Origin of the sequence: Dactylosporangium sp. CA-052675 (genome assembly GCF_050947935.1) — a bacterium.
In the GTDB taxonomy this organism is placed as follows: domain Bacteria; phylum Actinomycetota; class Actinomycetes; order Mycobacteriales; family Micromonosporaceae; genus Dactylosporangium.
This window is the reverse complement of record NZ_CP192010.1, coordinates 10,154,726-10,172,546: the sequence shown is the minus strand read 5'-3', so window position 1 is coordinate 10,172,546 and position 17,821 is coordinate 10,154,726. Positions and strand designations below refer to the sequence as shown.

The 17,821-nt window shown below is 70.7% G+C and carries 19 protein-coding genes and 1 tRNA gene; 8 read left to right on the top strand and 12 right to left on the bottom strand.

What is annotated here, in order from left to right; all coding sequences use genetic code 11:
• Positions 1 to 5: 5 nt before the first annotated feature.
• Positions 6 to 1,190, top strand: a complete 1,185-nt coding sequence (gene rffA, locus ACQP1P_RS45825) for a dTDP-4-amino-4,6-dideoxygalactose transaminase (RefSeq protein ID WP_433081345.1) — start codon at positions 6 to 8, stop codon at positions 1,188 to 1,190.
• A complete protein-coding gene (locus ACQP1P_RS45820; protein ID WP_433081343.1) occupies positions 1,187 to 1,588 on the top strand; it encodes a GtrA family protein in 402 nt (133 codons plus the stop codon). The genes rffA and ACQP1P_RS45820 overlap by 4 nt, the downstream gene beginning before the upstream one ends.
• Here ACQP1P_RS45820 and ACQP1P_RS45815 read toward each other — a convergent pair.
• From ACQP1P_RS45815 to ACQP1P_RS45805, 3 genes are all read right to left on the bottom strand, one after another.
• A complete protein-coding gene (locus tag ACQP1P_RS45815; protein WP_433081341.1) occupies positions 1,585 to 2,319 on the bottom strand; it encodes a hypothetical protein in 735 nt (244 codons plus the stop codon). The genes ACQP1P_RS45820 and ACQP1P_RS45815 overlap by 4 nt on opposite strands.
• 84 nt (positions 2,320 to 2,403) lie before the next feature.
• The gene (locus ACQP1P_RS45810; RefSeq protein ID WP_433081339.1) at positions 2,404 to 3,027 is read right to left on the bottom strand and encodes a hypothetical protein; all 624 of its coding nucleotides are present in this window, start codon (positions 3,025 to 3,027) and stop codon (positions 2,404 to 2,406) included.
• A gap of 291 nt (positions 3,028 to 3,318) precedes the next feature.
• Positions 3,319 to 3,409, bottom strand: a tRNA-Ser gene (locus ACQP1P_RS45805).
• 181 nt (positions 3,410 to 3,590) lie between these two features.
• Between ACQP1P_RS45805 and ACQP1P_RS45800 the strand changes: the two genes are divergently transcribed.
• On the top strand, positions 3,591 to 4,166 hold the full coding sequence (locus tag ACQP1P_RS45800) for a hypothetical protein (RefSeq protein WP_433081337.1): 576 nt from the start codon (positions 3,591 to 3,593) through the stop codon (positions 4,164 to 4,166).
• Positions 4,167 to 4,173: 7 nt separating this feature from the next.
• The gene (locus ACQP1P_RS45795) at positions 4,174 to 5,127 is read left to right on the top strand and encodes an NAD(P)H-quinone oxidoreductase (protein WP_433081335.1); all 954 of its coding nucleotides are present in this window, start codon (positions 4,174 to 4,176) and stop codon (positions 5,125 to 5,127) included.
• Here the strand turns inward: ACQP1P_RS45795 and soxR are convergent.
• Positions 5,124 to 5,516, bottom strand: coding sequence for a redox-sensitive transcriptional activator SoxR (gene soxR, locus ACQP1P_RS45790; protein WP_433081333.1), 393 nt, complete (start codon positions 5,514 to 5,516; stop codon positions 5,124 to 5,126). The two genes, ACQP1P_RS45795 and soxR, sit on opposite strands and share 4 nt — an antisense overlap.
• A gap of 29 nt (positions 5,517 to 5,545) precedes the next feature.
• Complete coding sequence (locus tag ACQP1P_RS45785; RefSeq protein WP_433081331.1) at positions 5,546 to 6,253, bottom strand: glycosyltransferase family 2 protein; 708 nt, start codon at positions 6,251 to 6,253, stop codon at positions 5,546 to 5,548.
• A gap of 102 nt (positions 6,254 to 6,355) precedes the next feature.
• Between ACQP1P_RS45785 and ACQP1P_RS45780 the strand changes: the two genes are divergently transcribed.
• Complete coding sequence (locus ACQP1P_RS45780; RefSeq protein WP_433081329.1) at positions 6,356 to 6,733, top strand: PPOX class F420-dependent oxidoreductase; 378 nt, start codon at positions 6,356 to 6,358, stop codon at positions 6,731 to 6,733.
• A 109-nt stretch (positions 6,734 to 6,842) separates the two neighbouring features.
• Here the strand turns inward: ACQP1P_RS45780 and ACQP1P_RS45775 are convergent, their stop codons facing one another.
• Positions 6,843 to 7,052: a BldC family transcriptional regulator gene (locus ACQP1P_RS45775; protein WP_223099768.1), complete on the bottom strand. Its 210-nt coding sequence runs from the start codon at positions 7,050 to 7,052 to the stop codon at positions 6,843 to 6,845.
• Positions 7,053 to 7,720: 668 nt separating this feature from the next.
• Complete coding sequence (locus tag ACQP1P_RS45770; RefSeq protein ID WP_433081327.1) at positions 7,721 to 8,560, bottom strand: hypothetical protein; 840 nt, start codon at positions 8,558 to 8,560, stop codon at positions 7,721 to 7,723.
• 145 nt (positions 8,561 to 8,705) lie between these two features.
• Here ACQP1P_RS45770 and ACQP1P_RS45765 point away from each other — a divergent pair, with 145 nt between their 5' ends.
• The gene (locus ACQP1P_RS45765) at positions 8,706 to 9,764 is read left to right on the top strand and encodes a Glu/Leu/Phe/Val dehydrogenase dimerization domain-containing protein (protein ID WP_433081325.1); all 1,059 of its coding nucleotides are present in this window, start codon (positions 8,706 to 8,708) and stop codon (positions 9,762 to 9,764) included.
• Positions 9,765 to 9,994: 230 nt separating this feature from the next.
• On the top strand, positions 9,995 to 10,219 hold the full coding sequence (locus ACQP1P_RS45760) for a DUF3073 domain-containing protein (protein WP_350620607.1): 225 nt from the start codon (positions 9,995 to 9,997) through the stop codon (positions 10,217 to 10,219).
• Positions 10,220 to 10,525: 306 nt separating this feature from the next.
• Here the strand turns inward: ACQP1P_RS45760 and amcA are convergent, their stop codons facing one another.
• The 5 genes from amcA to ACQP1P_RS45735 all read right to left on the bottom strand — a co-directional run bounded on the left by amcA (position 10,526) and on the right by ACQP1P_RS45735 (position 15,337).
• A complete protein-coding gene (amcA, locus tag ACQP1P_RS45755) occupies positions 10,526 to 10,735 on the bottom strand; it encodes a multiple cyclophane-containing RiPP AmcA (RefSeq protein ID WP_433081323.1) in 210 nt (69 codons plus the stop codon).
• Positions 10,719 to 11,810 carry a cyclophane-forming radical SAM peptide maturase AmcB gene (gene amcB, locus ACQP1P_RS45750; RefSeq protein WP_433090412.1) on the bottom strand — a complete coding sequence of 364 codons (1,092 nt, stop codon included), beginning with the start codon at positions 11,808 to 11,810 and terminating at the stop codon, positions 10,719 to 10,721. The genes amcA and amcB overlap by 17 nt, the downstream gene beginning before the upstream one ends.
• Before the next feature lie 182 nt (positions 11,811 to 11,992).
• Positions 11,993 to 13,147: a phosphoribosylformylglycinamidine cyclo-ligase gene (gene purM, locus ACQP1P_RS45745; RefSeq protein WP_433081321.1), complete on the bottom strand. Its 1,155-nt coding sequence runs from the start codon at positions 13,145 to 13,147 to the stop codon at positions 11,993 to 11,995.
• A gap of 47 nt (positions 13,148 to 13,194) precedes the next feature.
• Entirely contained in the window at positions 13,195 to 14,757 is a 1,563-nt protein-coding gene (gene purF, locus ACQP1P_RS45740; protein ID WP_433081319.1) for an amidophosphoribosyltransferase, read from the bottom strand.
• 226 nt (positions 14,758 to 14,983) lie between these two features.
• Positions 14,984 to 15,337, bottom strand: a complete 354-nt coding sequence (locus ACQP1P_RS45735; protein ID WP_433081317.1) for a sterol carrier family protein — start codon at positions 15,335 to 15,337, stop codon at positions 14,984 to 14,986.
• A gap of 314 nt (positions 15,338 to 15,651) precedes the next feature.
• Between ACQP1P_RS45735 and ACQP1P_RS45730 the strand changes: the two genes are divergently transcribed.
• Positions 15,652 to 17,769: a carboxypeptidase-like regulatory domain-containing protein gene (locus ACQP1P_RS45730; protein ID WP_433081315.1), complete on the top strand. Its 2,118-nt coding sequence runs from the start codon at positions 15,652 to 15,654 to the stop codon at positions 17,767 to 17,769.
• Positions 17,770 to 17,821: the final 52 nt, after the last annotated feature.

Below are 17,821 nucleotides of genomic sequence, written 5' to 3'. Positions count from 1 at the left end.
GCGCTTTGAAGGCAACGAAGCAACTCGCCGTCCCGTTCAACAAGGGGTACCTGACCGGAGCCGAGCCCGCGTACCTCCAGCAGGCCATGGCGAACGGCCCGATGACCGGCGACGGCCCCTTCACCAAGCGCGCGAACCAGCTGCTGAACCAGATCATCGGCGCCCGGCACACCCTGCTGACGACCTCGTGCACGCACGCCCTGGACATGACCGCGCTGCTGCTCGACCTCGGCCCCGGCGACGAGGTCATCCTGCCCTCGTTCACCTTCTGCTCGACCGCGAACGCGTACGCCCTGCGCGGCGCCCGCCCGGTCTTCGTCGACTGCCGGGCCGACACCCTGAACATCGACGAGCGCCTGATCGAGGCGGCCGTCACGGACCGCACGCGCGCGATCGTCGTCGTGCACTACGCGGGCGTGGCGGCGGAGATGGACGCCATCACGGCCGTGGCCCGCCGCCACGACCTCGTGGTCATCGAGGACAACGCCCACGGCCTCGGCGGCACCTACCGCGGGCGCAACCTGGGCTCGATCGGCGAGCTGGCCACGCAGAGCTTCCACGAGACCAAGAACGTCCACTGCGGCGAGGGCGGCGCGCTGATCCTGAACGACGACCGCTTCTACGACCGTGCCGAGATCATCAGGGAGAAGGGCACCAACCGCGGCCAGTTCTTCCGGGGCATGGTGGACAAGTACCGCTGGATGGACCTCGGCAGCTCGTACCTGCCCTCGGACCTCCTGGCCGCGTTCCTGACGGCCCAGCTGGAGCACTTCCCGGAGATCCAGCGCCGCCGGCTGCACGTGTGGAACAGCTACCACAATCGCCTGGCCACGTGGGCCGTGGAGCACGGCGTGATCCAGCCGACGGTCCCGTCGGACCGGACCCACCCCGCGCACCTGTACTACCTGCTGCTCCCCGACCTGCAGAGCCGCTCGGCGATGCTGGGCCACCTGCTCGAGCAGGGCGTGCTGGGGACGTTCCACTACCAGCCCCTGCACCTGGCGCCCGCCGGCCAGAAGTACGGCCGCACCGACGGCTGCCCGGTGACGGAGGACGTGGCGGACCGCCTGCTGCGCCTGCCGCTCTACGCCGGCATGGACGACGACGACATCGACCTCGTCATCAGAGCGGTCGAGTCGTACCGCCCGGTGCGCCGAACCCCGCACCCGGCCGCGGCCTGCCCCAAGTGACCACGACGGTAGAACGAGTCCTGACCGACCGCCGCGTGCGATACGTGGCGGTCGGCGCGGTCTCCTCCGCGGTGTACTACGCCCTGTTCACCGCGATCTACCTGACCACTCGCGACCACCTGCACTACCTGGTCATCCCGGTCCTGGCCAACTTCGGCTGCGCGCTGGCGACCTATCCGCTGCAGCGCCGCTGGGTCTTCCGGTCGAAGGGCCCGGTGGTTGCGGGCTTCCTGAAGTTCTACGTGATCTGCCTGTGGGCGCTGCTCTTCACGTACGCGGGCCTGCCGCTGCTGGTGGAGCTGGTGCACGTCCCGGTCCTGGTGGCGCAGGCCGTCCTGATCGTGACGGCCCCCCTGATCAACTACCAGCTGAGCAAGTGGTGGGCCTTCCGCCGTTAGCCGACGTCGCAGTAGACCGCGATCTGCGTCCGGCGCGCCTCGATCCCGTCCGGCACGTGCCGCCCCGCGACCCGATCCCCGGCGTGGGTGCCGGCGCAGTACTCACCGTTGTAGGCAACGGCCTCGCCCCCGACGATCGCCCCGCCGGCATCGCGGTACACGATCGCGCCCCCGGTCGCGGAAAGCCCCCGACACGGCACCGTTGCCAGGTTGGCGGGCATCAGAAAGTCGGGCGGACTCGGCCCGTCGGACTCGGCGAGCACGTCATACCGGTGGAACAAGGGGTTGTACCGCTCGACCTTCACCCAACGCCCACTTCCAACCACCGCGTCGACGCGCGCGACGGCGCCGCCTTGCTCCGGCCGCACATCCATCACGGCCCCGACGGGCAACCCAGCTCCAGGCAGCACGACGGGCACCGACCGCGGCGCGAGGGCGGCGACCTCCCGCCCCGCGGCGTCGACGAGCCTGAAGGTCACCGTCGCCCGGTAGGCGGCCGGCCCGGTCGCACGGTTCGCCACGATCGCCCCGACGGTGAACGTCCACGGCCCGACCTTGCTCAGCCCCTGCTCCGCCACGACCAACGAGTTCGCCACCGGCGCGCCGACGTCTCTCGGGGCCGAGGCCGAACACCCGGCGGCCGTTGCCGAGCGGGACCACCAGAACCAGACCACCCCACCGATCAGCAGCGCGACGGCCACCATCGCGGCCCCGAAACGCCCCCGTGTCATGGTGTCCAGGCTTCGCCACACCGAGGCGCCGGACAAGGGTCAATGCGCGCCTGTGGATAACTCCGCGGAAACGCGGCCTGCGTTCTACTGGATTACCCCGCAAACCGCCTCGCCCAAGAGTCTTGCGCCCTCTTGGCCGATCTTGTTGGGCGGCCACAACTCCACTCGGACCTCGACCCGCCGGCGGAGAATTTGCGGCGCACGAGGTTGGAGGAGGAGCGGGGTTTCACCGGCGCCGATGTTCAGACTGTCGATATCGCCCGCGCCGGTTGAAAGATCTTCTCCCGAGTCGTCGTAGAGGCTGACGCCGACGCCTACAGTTGCCGGCTGTCTGCTCACGATGTTCACGCTCACCCGGAAATTCCGATCATCGCCAGGCTGGGTGATCAGTGCACAGGTGACCGCTATCGAAACGCCCTGGCCGGGGGTTGGGAAGGCTGAGGGACTGGCGGGGGTGTCCGACCGGGTCGGGGTGGGCGTGGGGGCCGAGGAGAGGGCCGGTGGGGAAAGCGCTCCGGGCCCGCCAGGTCCACCGATGGAAAGCATGCAAGAGACGGTCAGTCCGGCGACACCGGCGGTGAGCCCGGCGAAAAAGGCACCCCGGCTTCGGCGTATCCGCTCGCGCCGGATCTCGCGGATTGCGACGGCAAAGCCTGGCAGGGCGAGGAGGCAGCCAATGATCGCGATGATCGCCGCTGCTGGATCCACGGACCCGAATGTGAGTGCTTCGTAGCCCGCCAACGTCCCACCTCAGAATGCGAGTCAGTCCTTTCACCATATTGACGGGCGACGTGATCGTGGTTCATCTGAACGCGGGGTGTGCTGAGGCCGACCAGTCGACAGGGGAGTCCGTCCAGGCGGCGAAGGTGTACGACCAGCCACTGCAATCCGGGCCGAGCGATGCCCACGGGCGCGGAGGCGGGCACGCAGCTCGGCTGTGGGGGCTCGCGCTTCGCGGCGGAGTCCGCTCCGCGCGGGAGGGTGGAGTTGGCTGAGCTTTGGCGGAGGGCGTGGGATTCGAACCCACGGAGACGCGGAACGCCTCACCGGTTTTCAAGACCGGCGCCATCGGCCACTAGGCGAGCCCTCCAGCGCAACGACGCTAAGTGTGCCAGATCCCCGCCCACCCGTGACACGTCACCCACGTGAGGGACGTCGTTCGGGCGAACGCGTGCCGGTGAACCCCCGAACACGGCCGGGCAAATGCCGTCCAAGTGGGCGTGAGCTGCGCAGACTCGAAAGGCAGGTTGCTGCGACGGGGGGATGGGACCGTGCACCTCTTCTTCAACGATCCGCGGGACGGGTACGTCACCCGGCACCGCCGCATCGTCCGGCCCTCGCTCGCCGCGCTCGTTGTCGGGGGAGTCGGGGTTGCCGCGCTCGGGGTCGTCATCGGGTCGGCCGGGTACGACACGAAGGGGAGCGGCGGGCCACCCCGGGCCGAGGGTGGGGGGTTTGCCGTGCCGGCCGCGACCAGCAGTGCGCGCGGGGCGAACGCGAGCGGGCCGCTGGGGATGAGTACCGTTCCCGCCGCCCCTGTTCCGATCCTCGACCTCGGGGTCACGCCCAGCCCCGCGGCTCCGGCGCCGGTGCAGACGCAGAGCGGGAAGAAGGCCGTCGTGCGGGTCGAGCGGACCACGCCTCGGCCGAAGGCGCCGGCCACGACGGCGGCGGCTCCGGCACCCGCGCCGGTGGTGGTCGTGACCGAGGAGCCCGTTGTCGAGGAGCCCGAGCCGGCCGACGAGCCCACCGAGGAGCCGGTCGACGTCGACGAGCACCAGGGGCGGCATCGCTGGCATCAATGGGGCGACGGCCACCGGTGGCGGCCGTGGTGGGAACAACGATGATGGAAGCGTGCATGCGATCACGATCGAGCGGCCCGGTGGACCCGAGGCGCTCTGCTGGAGCGAGGTTCCCGATCCGGCCGCGGCCGCCGGCGAGGTACTGATCGAGGTGGTGGCGGCCGGCGTCAACCGCGCCGACGCGCTGCAGCGGCAGGGGAACTATCCGGCGCCCAAGGACGCTCCTGCTTATCCGGGGCTCGAGGTCTCGGGGCGGATCAGGGCCGTCGGCGACGGGGTGCACGGGTGGCAGGCCGGGCAGGAGGTCTGCGCGCTGCTCGGGGGTGGCGGCTACGCGCAGCTCGTGGCCGTCCCCGCGGCTCAGGTGCTGCCGGTGCCGAAGGGCGTGGACCTGGTCGACGCGGCGGGGTTGCCCGAGGTGGCCGCGACCGTCTTCTCCAACGTGGTGGATCTGGCCCGGCTCAAGCCGGGGGAGACGCTGCTGGTGCACGGCGGCGGGAGCGGGATCGGGACGTTCGCGATCCAGCTGGGCAAGGCGCTCGGCGCCGAGGTGGTGGCGACGGCGCGGGCGGCGAAGCGGGAGCGGCTGCTCGAGCTGGGGGCGGACCGGGTGATCGACTACCGGGCGGCCGACTTCTCCAAGGAGGTCCGGGCCGACGTGGTGCTCGACATCATGGGCGGCTCATACCTGAAGCAGAATGTCGACTCGCTCAAGGTCGGCGGGCGGCTCGTGGTGATCGGGCTGCAGGGCGGGCGCCGCGGGGAGCTCGACCTGGGGCAACTGCTCACCAAGCGGGCCCTCGTCGCCGGGACCACGCTGCGGGCGCGCTCGGCCGCCGAGAAGGCCGCCATCGTCCGCGGGGTGCGCGAGGAGGTCTGGCCGCTGGTGGACGAGGGCATGATCCGGCCGGTGATCCACCGGCGGTTCCCGATGACCGAGGCGGCCGAGGCCCACCGGCTGCTCGAGTCCAACGAGCACATCGGCAAGATCCTGCTGACCACCTAGGGCCGGATGAGCACGACCGGGCCCGTGCCCTTCGCCGCCAGGCGGTCGTCGGTGTTGACCAGCGCGCACGTCTTCAGCGACAGGCAGCCGCAGCCGATGCAGCCGGTGAGCGTGTCCCGCAGCCGCTCGAGCAGCTGGATCTGCTCGTCGAGGTGGGAGCGCCACCCGGCGGAGAGCCGGGCCCAGTCCGCCTTGGTGGGCGTGCGGTTGGCCGGCAGCGAGGCGAGCGCTTCCTTGATCGTCTCCAGCGGCACGCCGACCTGGGCGGAGATGCGGATGAAGGAGACTCGGCGCAGCTGGGAGCGCTCGTACCGGCGCTGGTTGCCGCTGGTGCGAGTCGCGTGGATGAGGCCGAGTTTCTCGTAGAAGCGCAGCGCGGACGGTGCCACGCCGCTGCGTGCGGAGAGCTCGCCGATGCTCAGGAGGTCCCGATGCTCCGGGACGGCTTGCGCATGCGTTCGCGGGACAGGATCCACAGAGCCTCGACCCCGTCCTTCCAGGTGATCTTCTTGCCCTCTTCACGGGTGCGGGCGCGGTAGCTGATCGGCACCTCGTAGGGCCGGTGCCGGTTGCGCAGCAGCTTGCCGGTCACCTCGGCCTCCATGCCGAAGCCGGCCGAGCGCACCTGGAGCGAGCGGTACAGCGAGACGGGCATCAGCTTGAAGCACGTCTCCAGGTCGCCGAGGTAGCAGTTGTAGAGCATGTTCGCGGCGGTCGTGACGGCCTTGTTTCCCATCACGTACCAGAACGAGAAGGAGCTGTGCGAGCCGAAGGTCCGGTTGCCGTAGACGACTGTCGCGCGCCCGTCGAGCACCGGCTCGAGCAGCTTCGGGATGTCCTGCGGGTCGTATTCGAGGTCGGCGTCCAGGATGACCATGTAGTCGCCGGTCGCGTTCTCGACCGCGGTCTTGATCGCCGCGCCCTTGCCCCGGTTGCGCGGGTGCACGACGACGCGCAGCCGCTCGTCGGTGAGCCCGTGGAGGATCTCGGCCGTCCGGTCGCGGCTGCCGTCGTCGACGATCACCAGCTCGATCTCGGTCGGGTAGTCCACGTCGAGCGCCTGCTTCACTGCGTCGGCAACGCGGACTTCCTCGTTGTAGACGGGCATCAGGATCGACAGCTTCATCACGAACTCCGGGGGCGTTTTGGCTGAACCATCAGACTAGCGGCCCGTCACCCGGGCGGGTGACCCTCCCGAAGAGGAGGTCCCGCTCGTACCTTGTCTTGTATGACGACGGTGGAACGGTTGGGCGAGGAACAGTATCTCCTGGTGATGACGTTCCGCCGGGACGGTACACCAGTACCGACTCCGGTGTGGGCCGCCCGCGACGGGGACGCGCTCATGGTGTGGACCGTGCGGGACTCGGGCAAGGTCAAGCGCATCCGCCGCGACGGCACGGTCACCGTTGCGCCGTGCACGGTGCGGGGCAAGGCGACCGGCCCGGCGGTGCCGGCGCACGCGACGCTGCTCGGCCCGGAGGGCGGCGTGGCCGTGCGCGAGCTCATCAAGCGCAAGTACGGCCTGAAGGGTCGGCTGTTCGTCTGGGCGAGCATCCGCCGCCGGGGCGCCGATGCCACCGTGGGGATCCGGATAACACTGTCCTGAAGGCTGAAAGAGCAACGCGCTCGGATCACCGGGGGGTGACGATCCGAGCGCGTTGCGGTAATAAGCCGTGTTGTTTGGCGCAGGAGGATGACGCGAGGTACTGTCTGCGTCAGTCGCCCGTGCGTTGCGTGGGAATTTGGCCCTGGAGCAGGGCCCGCACCTCCGACTCCCGGTAGCGACGGTGGCCGCCAAGCGTCCGAATCGCGCTCAGCTTGCCCGCCTTCGCCCAACGGGTGACGGTCTTCGGGTCGACGCGGAACATCGACGCGACCTCAGCCGGCGTGAGCAACGGCTCAGGTTCATGCGTACGAGATGGCATCGGTCACTCCTCCACAGGTACCCAGGAACGCCGGCCGGGGTCCCGCCGGTCGACGCGTTTCCTATGGTCCGGGTAGTCCCCGATGTCCGACATGGGCCGAACGGCTGAAGGTCCCTGTATGGACGGATGATGAATAAGTGAATTTTCCGATTTTGACACCGCAAAACCGGATAAATTCGGACTCATTTTGACGGAGGGTGAGCGATCCACCACGAATCTAGCTCACTCTCCGGGGTGATGGGTAGCTCACAAACACCCTTGTAGTAGGCATAACGGACACGGCCGTGGTGCGATTCGGTTGCGAAGGGTGACACTCGATCGGGTGGTGGACGAAGCGGACATTTAGCATCGTCAACATCATGGCTCGGGTCCGCGTCAGTCGCAGACCGTCGCTCCCGCCAGACAAAGGGCGGCCCCGAGGGCCTTCGGCCGGAGGGGGCCGCCCAGCCAGGTCCGCGGTGGCAAGAACGAAGAGCCGGTCGCCCGCAGGCCGGTCGGATCGCGGGGTGAGCGCGACCAGCCGCGAACCCTGGCAGCGTCGGCGCGCCGGCGCCGAGCGGTTCGCCCGGCCCGGCTCGGTGAGGCTTCGCGGAGACCGACCCAGACCAGGCGCTGACGGCAGCGACGGTCCGCACCCCGACGGACCCGAGTCAAGGACGGGAAAAGCCCTAGTTGCAGCGCTCCAGCAGCTGCACGGAGCGCCAGCGCTCGACGAGCTTCTCGTAGACCTCGGTGGCCTCGTCGGCGTCGCCGCGGGCCACGTTCGACAGGCCGGCCGACACCAGCCCCGGCGAGTCGTCGGCCGCCAGCGCGTCGTCCGACATGAGGTTGACCAGGCCGCCGTAGTCCAGCTCCACGATCGAGCGCGAGTGGAACTCCTCCAGCCAGCGGGCCGTCTCCTCGACGGCGACGGTGATCGGGGCGTCGCCCATCGCCCGCCGCAGCACCGCGTAGGCGCGATGCGCGCGGCGGCGGGCCTTCGAGATCTCGGTGCGGTAGCGCAGGACCCGGCGGCCGGGGCGCAGGGACAGCTCGCGCTCCTCCAGGTCGACGAAGACGAACCAGCGCAGCGGCACGCCCCACGTGGCCACCTGCTCGTGGACCCGCGGCAGGCCGCGCTCGAGGACGTGGTCGCCGCTGCGCCAGTCGTCCACGATCGTCTGGGCGAGGCCGGCCAGCACGGGCGGCACGAACGCGTCGGCGATGACGCTCGGCACGCCGTCGCGCGCCGTCAGCGCGGCCTCGGCGACCCGGATGCGCAGGTTCCAGGGGCAGACGAGCAGCGTGTCGTCGGCCTCGAGGACGTAGGCCTCCTCGGGCAGGGCCGGCAGGCGGGTCCACCCGGCCCCCAGCGCCTCCAGGACCGCGGTGCGCTGGCGGACGGGGCCGTCGGACAGCGCGACGGCGCGGCCCTCCTTGACGTAGCGACGCCAGTACAGCTGGTGGTCGCGGTCGAAGGCGGCCAGCGGCTCATACACCCGCAGGTATGACGCGAAGAGCGACGGCACGGGCCGATCGTCGCACGAAACGGCCGAAAGACGCGAAGGTGCCCTCGAACCGAAGGCCAGGTGTCGGCGTTAGGGTCGAGTCACCGCACTGTCGTGAACGGCCCCGTCTCACGAGGACGGGCCGCGATTGCCTCCGGGAGCATCCATGGGCGTCTTCCAGACCAACCACGAACAGGTCGTGTTCTGCCACGACCAGCAGTCCGGCCTGCGGGCCATCATCGCCGTCTACTCCACCGCGCTGGGACCGGCGCTCGGCGGCACCCGCTTCTACCCCTATGCGTCCGAGGACGAGGCCCTGCACGACGTGCTGGAGCTCTCGCGGGGCATGGCCTACAAGAACGCGCTCGCCGGGCTGGACCTCGGCGGCGGCAAGGCCGTCATCTGGGGTGACCCGGACAAGGACAAGAGCGAGCCGCTCCTGCGCGCCTACGGCCGCTTCGTGCAGTCCCTCGGCGGTCGGTACTACACCGCCTGCGACGTCGGCACCTACGTGCGGGACATGGACGTCGTGGCGAAGGAGACCCGCTTCGTCACCGGCCGCTCGGAATCCCACGGCGGCGCGGGCGACTCGTCGGTGCTCACCGCCTACGGCGTCTTCCAGGGCATGCGGGCCGCGGCCGAGCACCGCTGGGGCGCGCCCACGCTGGCCGGCCGCCGGGTCGGCATCGCGGGCCTGGGCAAGGTCGGCAAGCACCTCACCAAGCACCTGCTGGACGACGGCGCCTCGGTGGTCGCCACCGACGTGTCCGAGCGGGCCCGGGACTGGGCCGCCGCGACCTACCCCCAGGTCGAGCTGGTCGACGGCAACGACGACCTGATCGCCGCCCCGATCGACGTCTACGCCCCCTGCGCGCTCGGCGGCGCGCTCAACGACGACTCCGTCCCGCTCCTGCAGGCCAAGATCGTCGCCGGCGCGGCCAACAACCAGCTGGCCCACCCCGGCGTCGAGAAGCTCCTCGCCGAGCGCGACGTGCTCTACGTTCCCGACTACGTGGTCAACTCGGGCGGGGTCATCCAGGTGGCCGACGAGATCGAGGGCTTCAACTTCGCCCGGGCGAAGGAACGTGCCGGACGGATCTACGACACCACGAAGCAGATCCTGGAGCTCGCCTCCGTCGAGGGCGTGCCCCCGGCGCTGGCCGCCGACCGGCTCGCCGAACGGCGGATGGCCGAGGTCGGAAGGCTCCGTACCATCCTGGTGTAACCATGTGCGAGGGCGTGCGGCGGGCGTGACGACCCGTCGACCGCGGTGGTGCTTACCCGGCGGGTACCCGACCGGTCCGGTCGGGTAAGCAACGCCACCGAAATGGTCGGCAGGGGCGAGATGCCGAAAGGTGCCCTCGACATGTACCGTAAGAGCCACGAGAGATGCCTGACGTTGTCGGGGCCTGCCGGTAATGGCTGCCCCGTAATTCTGTGCGAGGGGGTCGAGCCATGGGGCGCGGCCGTGCGAAGGCCAAGCAGACTAGGGTGGCCAGGGAGTTGAAATATCACTCGCCTAACACCGACCTCGAAGCGTTGCAACGAGAGCTCGCGGCGGGCAGCCCTAAGTCAAGCGACGACTACGCCGAGTATGACGGAGTCGACGAAGAGGCTGACGACGAGGACGACTACGACGACTCCCCCAGCGACGGTGATTGGCGCTCACGGGGTCGTTGACCATCGCGCGCCCAGTCTGGCTCGAACGGCTCTGCGCGTCGACTCAGACCGGGCGTAACCCGGCTCACGGGCACGTGGACATCCACGTGCCCGAGTCGTGTCCACAGCACCCGCACGGCGGTCGTTCTCTCGACGCCCGCCATGCGGGTGTCTCGGCGTTGCCACAGCCCGAGTGAGTTCCCACCCGCTCGCGGCAAACCGGAGGCGGTGCAGCGGTGCACCGCCTCCAGTGTGGGTGGACCCTGCGTCGGGGGCCGTGGTCCTTACATCAGGCACCGTGTGCCGATGTCGCCTGCCCGCACACGGCTACCTGGGACGGTTGTTCCAGTTGTAGAACGTCGGGATGTTCTCGAAGTGGTTCCACGCGCACACGGCGCTGGTGCCCTCCGGGTCAGTGGTCTCGGCACGGGCGGCCCGCGCCGCGGCGGCCTCGTCCAGCAGGGTTCTCAGGCCGTCGGCGGCCCGGTGGACGCGCTCGGCGACGGTGTCGACGGCTGAGTCAGCGTGCTCCGGCATGGTCCAGCACTCCCTCCAGAAGGCGAATCTTGCTGTTTCGGCAGTGATTCGTCTCGGTACCGTCGAATCTGCCGTGCTCGAAGTAGCGGTTGGCCGCGTGCGCGCCGCCGCAGAACCCGAAGTAGGGGCAGCTGCGGCGGCAGGACTCGACGCCGCGGAGGTACTCGCCGATCCACGGAGCCGAGCTCGCCGCGCCGGCCAGGATCTCCGCCAGCGGGGTCGCCAGCACATTGCCCGAGGAGAAGTCGCCGTACCGAGGGTCGGTGAACCCGGCCAGCTCGGGTGAGAGCAGGAAGACGCGCCCGTCCGCCGCGATGGTCGGGATCGGGTCGAGGGCGCCCGGCAGCAGCCCGTCCGCGCGGTGGTCGAGCACGGCGCCGGCGTACCGCAGCGTCCACTCGATCTCGCGGACGTGAATGCGCGGATCGCGGCGCCACGCGGCCACGAGCTCGGCCCAGAAGGAGCGCACGGCCTCGTCGGCGAACGCGTTCGCCCGGGCGTTGACGCCCTCCTGCTCCTCGATGTTGATGCCCAGCACCTCGCAGCCGAGGTCCAGGAAATACTCGTAGAGCTCGGCGGCCAGCCCGGGCCGGGGGTCGCTGACCACGCAGAGCGCCGAGAAGGGCACCCCGTGGCGGCGCAGCGCCTCGATGCCGTGCTGGATCGCGCCGTACGCCGCAACGCCCCCGCGGTTCACCCGCTGCCCGTTGCGGGCCTCGGGCCCGTCGACGCTGACGCTCACCCGCATGTCGTGCTCGGCGAAGAACTCGCACCAGGCGTCGTCGATGAGCGTGGCGTTGGTCTGCACGTGGTGCTCGACCCCGGCGAACGGCGCCATGAGCCCGGCGAGCGCGGCCGGGCCGGCCGCGAGGGGCTCGCCCGCGTGCCAGACCACGGAGAAGCGCCGGTCCTCGGCCGCCCAGGGGTTCACGGACGCGGCGACCGCGGCGGCCACGGCGGGGCTCATCCGCTCGTTACGCGCGCGGAACGGCAGGTAGCAGTACGTGCAGTCGAGATTGCACAGGGTCGTCGGCTGCATTACGACATACCCAGGGACCGGCGAGATGCCCCGCATGCCGCTCCACGACACCGCCCCTCCTCCTTTTGGACGTAGGGACGTGTCGCTTCAGCCTAGGTCCATCGCCGCGTCGCGGTAAGCCCCAGTTGATCGACTACGCGAGTTCGCACATTCCGACACACTCGGAAAACGCGTGCGGGGGCGGTGCCGGTTGCACCACCCCCGCACGAAAGACCGGTTCAGCCGCGAGTGTGCGAGCCGACCATCTGCACGGTGCCGGTGCCCTCGATGACCTCGCCGACCTGCCAGGCGTCGAGGCCGCGGCCGGCCAGGAAGGCCAGCGTGCGGTCGGCGTCCTCGGCCGAGACCACGGCCATCATGCCGATGCCCATGTTGAAGGTGCTCTCCATCTCGCTGTCGTCGATGCGGCCCTTCGTGTGCACCAGCTCGAAGATCGGCTGCGGGCGCCAGGTCGAGCGGTCCACGACGGCGTCGACGTGCTCGGGCAGGACCCGGACCAGGTTGCCCGGGATGCCGCCGCCGGTCACGTGCGCGTACGCGTGGATGTCGGCCTCCTTGATGAGGTCGAGGCAGTCCTTCGCGTAGATGCGGGTCGGGGTGAGCAGCTCCTCGCCGAGCGTGCGCTGCTGGCCGAACTCGTCGATCACGCTGTCCAGGCGCATCCGGCCGGCGCCGAGCAGCACGTGGCGGACCAGGGAGTACCCGTTGGAGTGCAGGCCCGTCGAGCGCAGCGCGATGACGGCGTCGCCGACCTCGACCCGGTCGCGGCCGAGGATCGCGTCCTCCTCCACGACGCCGACGCCGGTGCCGGAGATGTCGTACTCGTCCGGCCGCATCACGCCCGGGTGCTCGGCGGTCTCGCCGCCCAGCAGCGCGCAGCCGGCGTAGCGGCACCCGTCGGCGATGCCGGCGCCGATCTCCGCCACCCGGTCCGGCACGACCTCGCCGCAGGCGATGTAGTCGAGCAGGAACAGCGGCTCGGCCCCGCACGCGACGAGGTCGTCCACGACCATGGCGACGAGGTCGATGCCGACCGTGTCGTGGATGCCCATGGCCTGGGCGATCGCCAGCTTGGTGCCGACGCCGTCGGTCGAGGAGGCGAGGATCGGGCTCTTGTACTTCTTGAGGTCGAGCCGGAACAGCCCGGCGAACCCGCCGATGTCGCCCATCACCTCGGGCCGGTGCGTGCGGTGCACCTTCGTGCGCAGCAGCTCGACGGCCTTCTCGCCGGCGTGGATCGACACACCCGCGTCCGCGTAGGTCACGGTCTTGCGGCGGCTCCGGCCGTTGCCGGCGGTCCACAGTTGCCGCTCGGGGGTGCTGCCCTGACCGGACTTCCCGGTCTCGTCGGCGCGCTCGTCCACGTGCGTCACTTTCTCCCCTTTGATTGCCTCTGCGGGCGGCTTTGATGGGTGGGCGGTCACGGGCGCAGCAGTGCGCCGGAACCTCCGACGCTGGCGGCGACACTGGGGACACCGTCAGCGGTGGTCGGTGCGGCCCCCGCGGCGCGCGCGACCCCTTCCAGGACGTGTTTGCCGATCACGTTGTCGGCCGGAAGCTCGATCGGATACTGCCCGTCGAAACAGGCGGCGCAGAGCCGGCTGGCGGGCTGCTCGGTGGCGGCGATCAGACCCGGCAGCGACACGTAGCCGAGGGAGTCCGCGCCGATCGAGCGCCGGATGCCCTCGAGGTCGAGCCCGTTGGCCAGCAGCTCGGCGCGGGTGGCGAAGTCGATGCCGTAGAAGCAGGGCCACTTCACGGGCGGCGAGGAGATCCGCACGTGCACCTCGATGGCGCCGGCCTCGCGCAGCATGCGCACGATCGCCCGCTGGGTGTTGCCGCGCACGATCGAGTCGTCGACGACGACGAGGCGCTTGCCCCGCACGTTGTCGCGCAGCGGGTTGAGCTTGAGCCGGATGCCCAGCTGGCGGATGGTCTGGGACGGCTGGATGAAGGTCCGGCCGACGTAGGCGTTCTTGACCAGGCCGTGGCCGAACGGGATGCCGGACTCCTGGGCGTAGCCGATGGCGGCCGGCGTGCCGGACTCGGGCACCGGGATGACCATGTCGGCGTCGACGTGGTGCTCGCGCGCCAGGGTGCGCCCGATCGCGACCCGGGCCGCGTGCAGGTTGCGGCCCGAGATGTTGGTGTCGGGGCGGGCGAGGTAGACGTACTCGAACAGGCACCCCTTCGGGTCGGGCGTGCCGAAGCGGCTCGAGCGCAGCCCGTGCTCGTCGATCGCGATGAGCTCGCCCGGCTCGATCTCGCGCACGACGCTGGCGCCGCAGATGTCCAGGGCGGCGGTCTCGCTGGCCACGACCCAGCCGCGCTCGAGGCGGCCGAGCACCAGCGGGCGCACGCCGTTGACGTCGCGCGCGGCGTAGAGGGTGTCCTCGTCCATGAAGACGAAGCTGAACGCGCCGCGCAGGGTCGGCAGCACCTCCAGCGCGGCGGCCTCGACGGAGAGGTCGGGCCGCGCGGCCAGCAGCGCCGTCACCAGGGCGGTGTCGTTCGTGGCGTTGATCGCGTCCGGCTCCATGTCGGGCAGCTCGGCCACCCGGCGGGCGAGCTCCGCGGTATTGACGAGGTTGCCGTTGTGGGCCAGCGCGATGGTGGTGCCCGCCCGGTCGCCGCCGGCGCGGGTCGAGCGCAGCGTCGGCTGCGCGTTCTCCCACGTGGAGCCGCCGGTGGTCGAGTAGCGCGCGTGACCGATCGCGATGTGGCCGCGCAGGCTCGCCAGGGTCGGCTCGTCGAAGACCTGGGACACCAGGCCGAGGTCCTTGTAGACCACCACACCGGATCCGTCGGACACCGCGATGCCGGCCGCCTCCTGGCCACGGTGCTGCAGTGCATACAGCCCGTAGTAGGTCATCTTGGCGACCTCTTCGCCCGGCGCCCAGACGCCGAACACACCGCACTTGTCCTGGGGACCTGGACGCTGGGGGTCGAGCTCGTGGCTCAACCGGCCATCGCCTCGGGGCACTTGCCGCTCCTGTCGTCGCAGTTGCCATGGGGGTGGCTGAAGGGAAGACGGTGGGTGGGTGTCAGGAAGATGGCCGTCCGGTTGACGTCAGCCATCCGACCGCGGGCTGGTCGACGCCACAAGCAGGGTCGCCGTCGCGAGGGCCAGTGTACGCGAGGTTTCGGGCATGACGCAGAGCGACGAATCGAGGCCCTTCGGTGACCCGGTCGCGTGCCGATTCGCCGGGTTACAAGGGCAGATAGGCGGATAAATCCGCCCGAACTCCGCTCGCGCGAATCTTCCCGGCCGTGACGGCTTCATGCCACGATTTCCGACCCGTGGCGATCTCGATCCACGTGACCGGGTCGGTCTCGACGACGTTGGGTGGCGTACCTCTCGTATGTCTGGGCCCCTCGATGCACTGAATCGCGCCGTACGGGGGAACGCGCACCTCCACCGAACGTCCGGGTGCTCGTGTCCGCAGGTCCGCGAGGAGTTCCCGGACGGCGTCGCGAACCGCGGTCCGGTCCGGAGCGGCTCCGTCGTTCAGGGCATCAAGGACGGATTGCACCGTGTCGGAATATCGGTGCGGAGTGGACATAGCCGGACGATACGACCGCTTGTATGGAGCTGGCAACACGACGCGGGTTTCGCCGACCCCTGCGGACAGGGCATAGTTTGCTGCGGCGCACCATGCAAGGCGAGTCTCGCTCGCATGTTGGACCATAGACAGACATGCTCGGCGGCGAAGCTCGGGTGAAAGTCGAGATCCGGAGGGGTGTGGACGTGACCGCGCACCGACGAACCCTGCTCCTCAGAGCGGGGACGGTGGCTGTTCTGGCTGCAGGCGCTCTGATCGGCATGGCGGCACCGGCCTACGCCGACGCCACCGTAGTCATCAGTGGCGCCCCAGATGTGACACTGACCGTAGGCGGCGGAGCGCAGACCGTCAATGTCCAGATCAAGAACACCGGCGACACGCCTCAGCTGACGCCAGTCAAGCTCACGATCGACATTCCCAGCGACCTCGGCCTCACGATCTCGAGCAAGCCCAGCGGCTGCGACGGCAGCGGCACCCACCTCACCTGCACGGTGGACGGTCCGCTCGCGAAGGACGCGACCAAGAACCTGCCGGTCGGCATCGCCCCGCCGGCGCAGAGCTCGATCCCGGCCGGGCAGAGCAAGCAGGGCAGCGGCCAGGTGATCATCACCGACGGCGGCTCCGACACCAAGGGCTTCAACGCCACCCTCAAGGCCCAGGCCGCCGCGCCGACGACCCAGGCCGCGCCGACCACGGTCACCGAGGTCTCCGGCACCATCACCGACTCGCAGACCGGCAAGGGCATCAGCGGCGCCACCGTGGTCCTCGCCGACGGCAGCGGCAAGGAAACCCAGATCACGTCGGGTTCCAGCGGCTCCTTCAAGTTCACCGGCAGCGAGACCAAGCCGATCGCGCCCGGCGCGATGACGATCACGGTCGGCGCGGGCGGCTACGAGAACTCCAGCCCCAAGTCGGTCACCGGCACGGCCGGCAAGGCCACGACCGGGATCAAGATCGGGCTCGTGGTGCTCGCCGACACCGCCTCGGCGGCCCCGCTGCCGAGCGCGAACGACAACGCGTTCGCCGACGGTCAGTCGGCGGGCGGCGTCGTGCCCCAGAACACGGCCACCAACAACGCCTCCAACGACAGCGGCGGCGGGGTCTCCTGGATCCTGATCGCGCTCGGCGTGCTGCTGGTCGGCTTCGGCATCGTGGCGATCGTGCTGCTCCTGCGCCGCCGCGGCGATGACGACGACGAGCCCGAGGACGAGCCCGCGCCGCGCCGCGGCGGGCCCGGTGTGCGCCCCGGCTACGGCGGCCAGCAGGCCGACCCGACGATGGTCGCCGCGATGGGCCCGGCCCCGACGATGATCAACCGGGGCGGCAGCAACGACGCGACCGCGATCGTGCGGCCCGGCCGGGTCTTCGACGACGTTCCCCCGGACCCCTACGGCGCGCCGATGCCCGGCCCGGGCGGCTACCCGTCCGCGGGCGGCTACGACGACCGGGCCGGCTTCGCCGGCGGCGGATACAACGGCGGCGGGGCCAACGGCTACGGCGGCCAGCAGGCCCGTCCGGCCCCCGGCCCGGCGGTCGACCCGTACGCGCCGGACTACAACGGCGGCGGGGGCGGCGGCTACGCCGACTCGACCCAGCGCTACGAGCCCGGCGGCAACGGCTACGGCGGCGGGAACAACGGCTACAACAACAACCCGGCGACCGGCGGCAACAACTACGGCGGCGGCCAGGGCGGCTACGGCGGGAACAACGCCTACGACGGCCCGGCGGCGGGCGGCGGCTACGGCGGCGGCCAGCGCGGCGGCTACGAGGGCCCGCCCACGACCATCGGCGGTTACGACGGCCCGGCGACCGGCGGCGGCTACGGCCCCGGCGGCGGCGACCGTGGCGGCTACGGGCCGAACGGCGGCGGTGGCGGCTACGACGACCGCGGCGGTTACGGCCCCGGCGGCGGCGATCGCGGCGGTTACGACGGCCCCTCGGCGGGTGGCGGCTACGGCCCCGCCGGCGGCGACCGCGGCGGCTACGGCCCGAACGGCGGCGGTGGCGGTGGCGCGAACAACGGCTACGACGACCGCGGCGGCTACGGCCCCGGCGGTGGCGGTGGCGGTGGGTACGACGACCGTGGCGGCTACGACGGCCCGTCGGCCGGTGGCGGCTATAGCCCGGGCGGCGACCGCGGCGGCTATGGCCCGAACGGCGGCGGCGGTGGCGGTGCCGGCAACAACGGCTACGACGACCAGCCCTACGCGGGTCGCGGCGGCTACGGCCCCAGCGACCGCGGCGGCTACGAGCCGGCCGCGGGCTACGAGCGCGACGGCTACGAGCGGGTGCCGGAGCCCCCGCGGGCCGGCAACGGCTACGGCCCGAACGGCGGCGGTGGCGGCGAGTACGACCAGCGCGGCGGCTACGGCCCGAACAGCAACAACAACGGTGGCGGCAACCGCCGCTCGCTGGACTGGCTGGACGACTAGCCGGCGGAATCAGTGAAGAGGGGCGGCCCGGGTGGCCGCCCCTCTTGCTGTC

Coding starts and splice junctions, on each gene's coding strand:
- ACQP1P_RS45815 (WP_433081341.1), bottom strand. CDS start 2,319: ATGACACGGGGGCGTTTCGGGGCCGCGATGGTGGCCGTCGCGCTGCTG.
- ACQP1P_RS45785 (WP_433081331.1), bottom strand. CDS start 6,253: ATGAAGCTGTCGATCCTGATGCCCGTCTACAACGAGGAAGTCCGCGTT.
- ACQP1P_RS45780 (WP_433081329.1), top strand. CDS start 6,356: ATGACGACGGTGGAACGGTTGGGCGAGGAACAGTATCTCCTGGTGATG.
- ACQP1P_RS45775 (WP_223099768.1), bottom strand. CDS start 7,052: ATGCCATCTCGTACGCATGAACCTGAGCCGTTGCTCACGCCGGCTGAG.
- ACQP1P_RS45765 (WP_433081325.1), top strand. CDS start 8,706: ATGGGCGTCTTCCAGACCAACCACGAACAGGTCGTGTTCTGCCACGAC.
- ACQP1P_RS45760 (WP_350620607.1), top strand. CDS start 9,995: ATGGGGCGCGGCCGTGCGAAGGCCAAGCAGACTAGGGTGGCCAGGGAG.
- amcA (WP_433081323.1), bottom strand. CDS start 10,735: ATGCCGGAGCACGCTGACTCAGCCGTCGACACCGTCGCCGAGCGCGTC.
- amcB (WP_433090412.1), bottom strand. CDS start 11,810: ATGCGGGGCATCTCGCCGGTCCCTGGGTATGTCGTAATGCAGCCGACG.
- ACQP1P_RS45735 (WP_433081317.1), bottom strand. CDS start 15,337: ATGTCCACTCCGCACCGATATTCCGACACGGTGCAATCCGTCCTTGAT.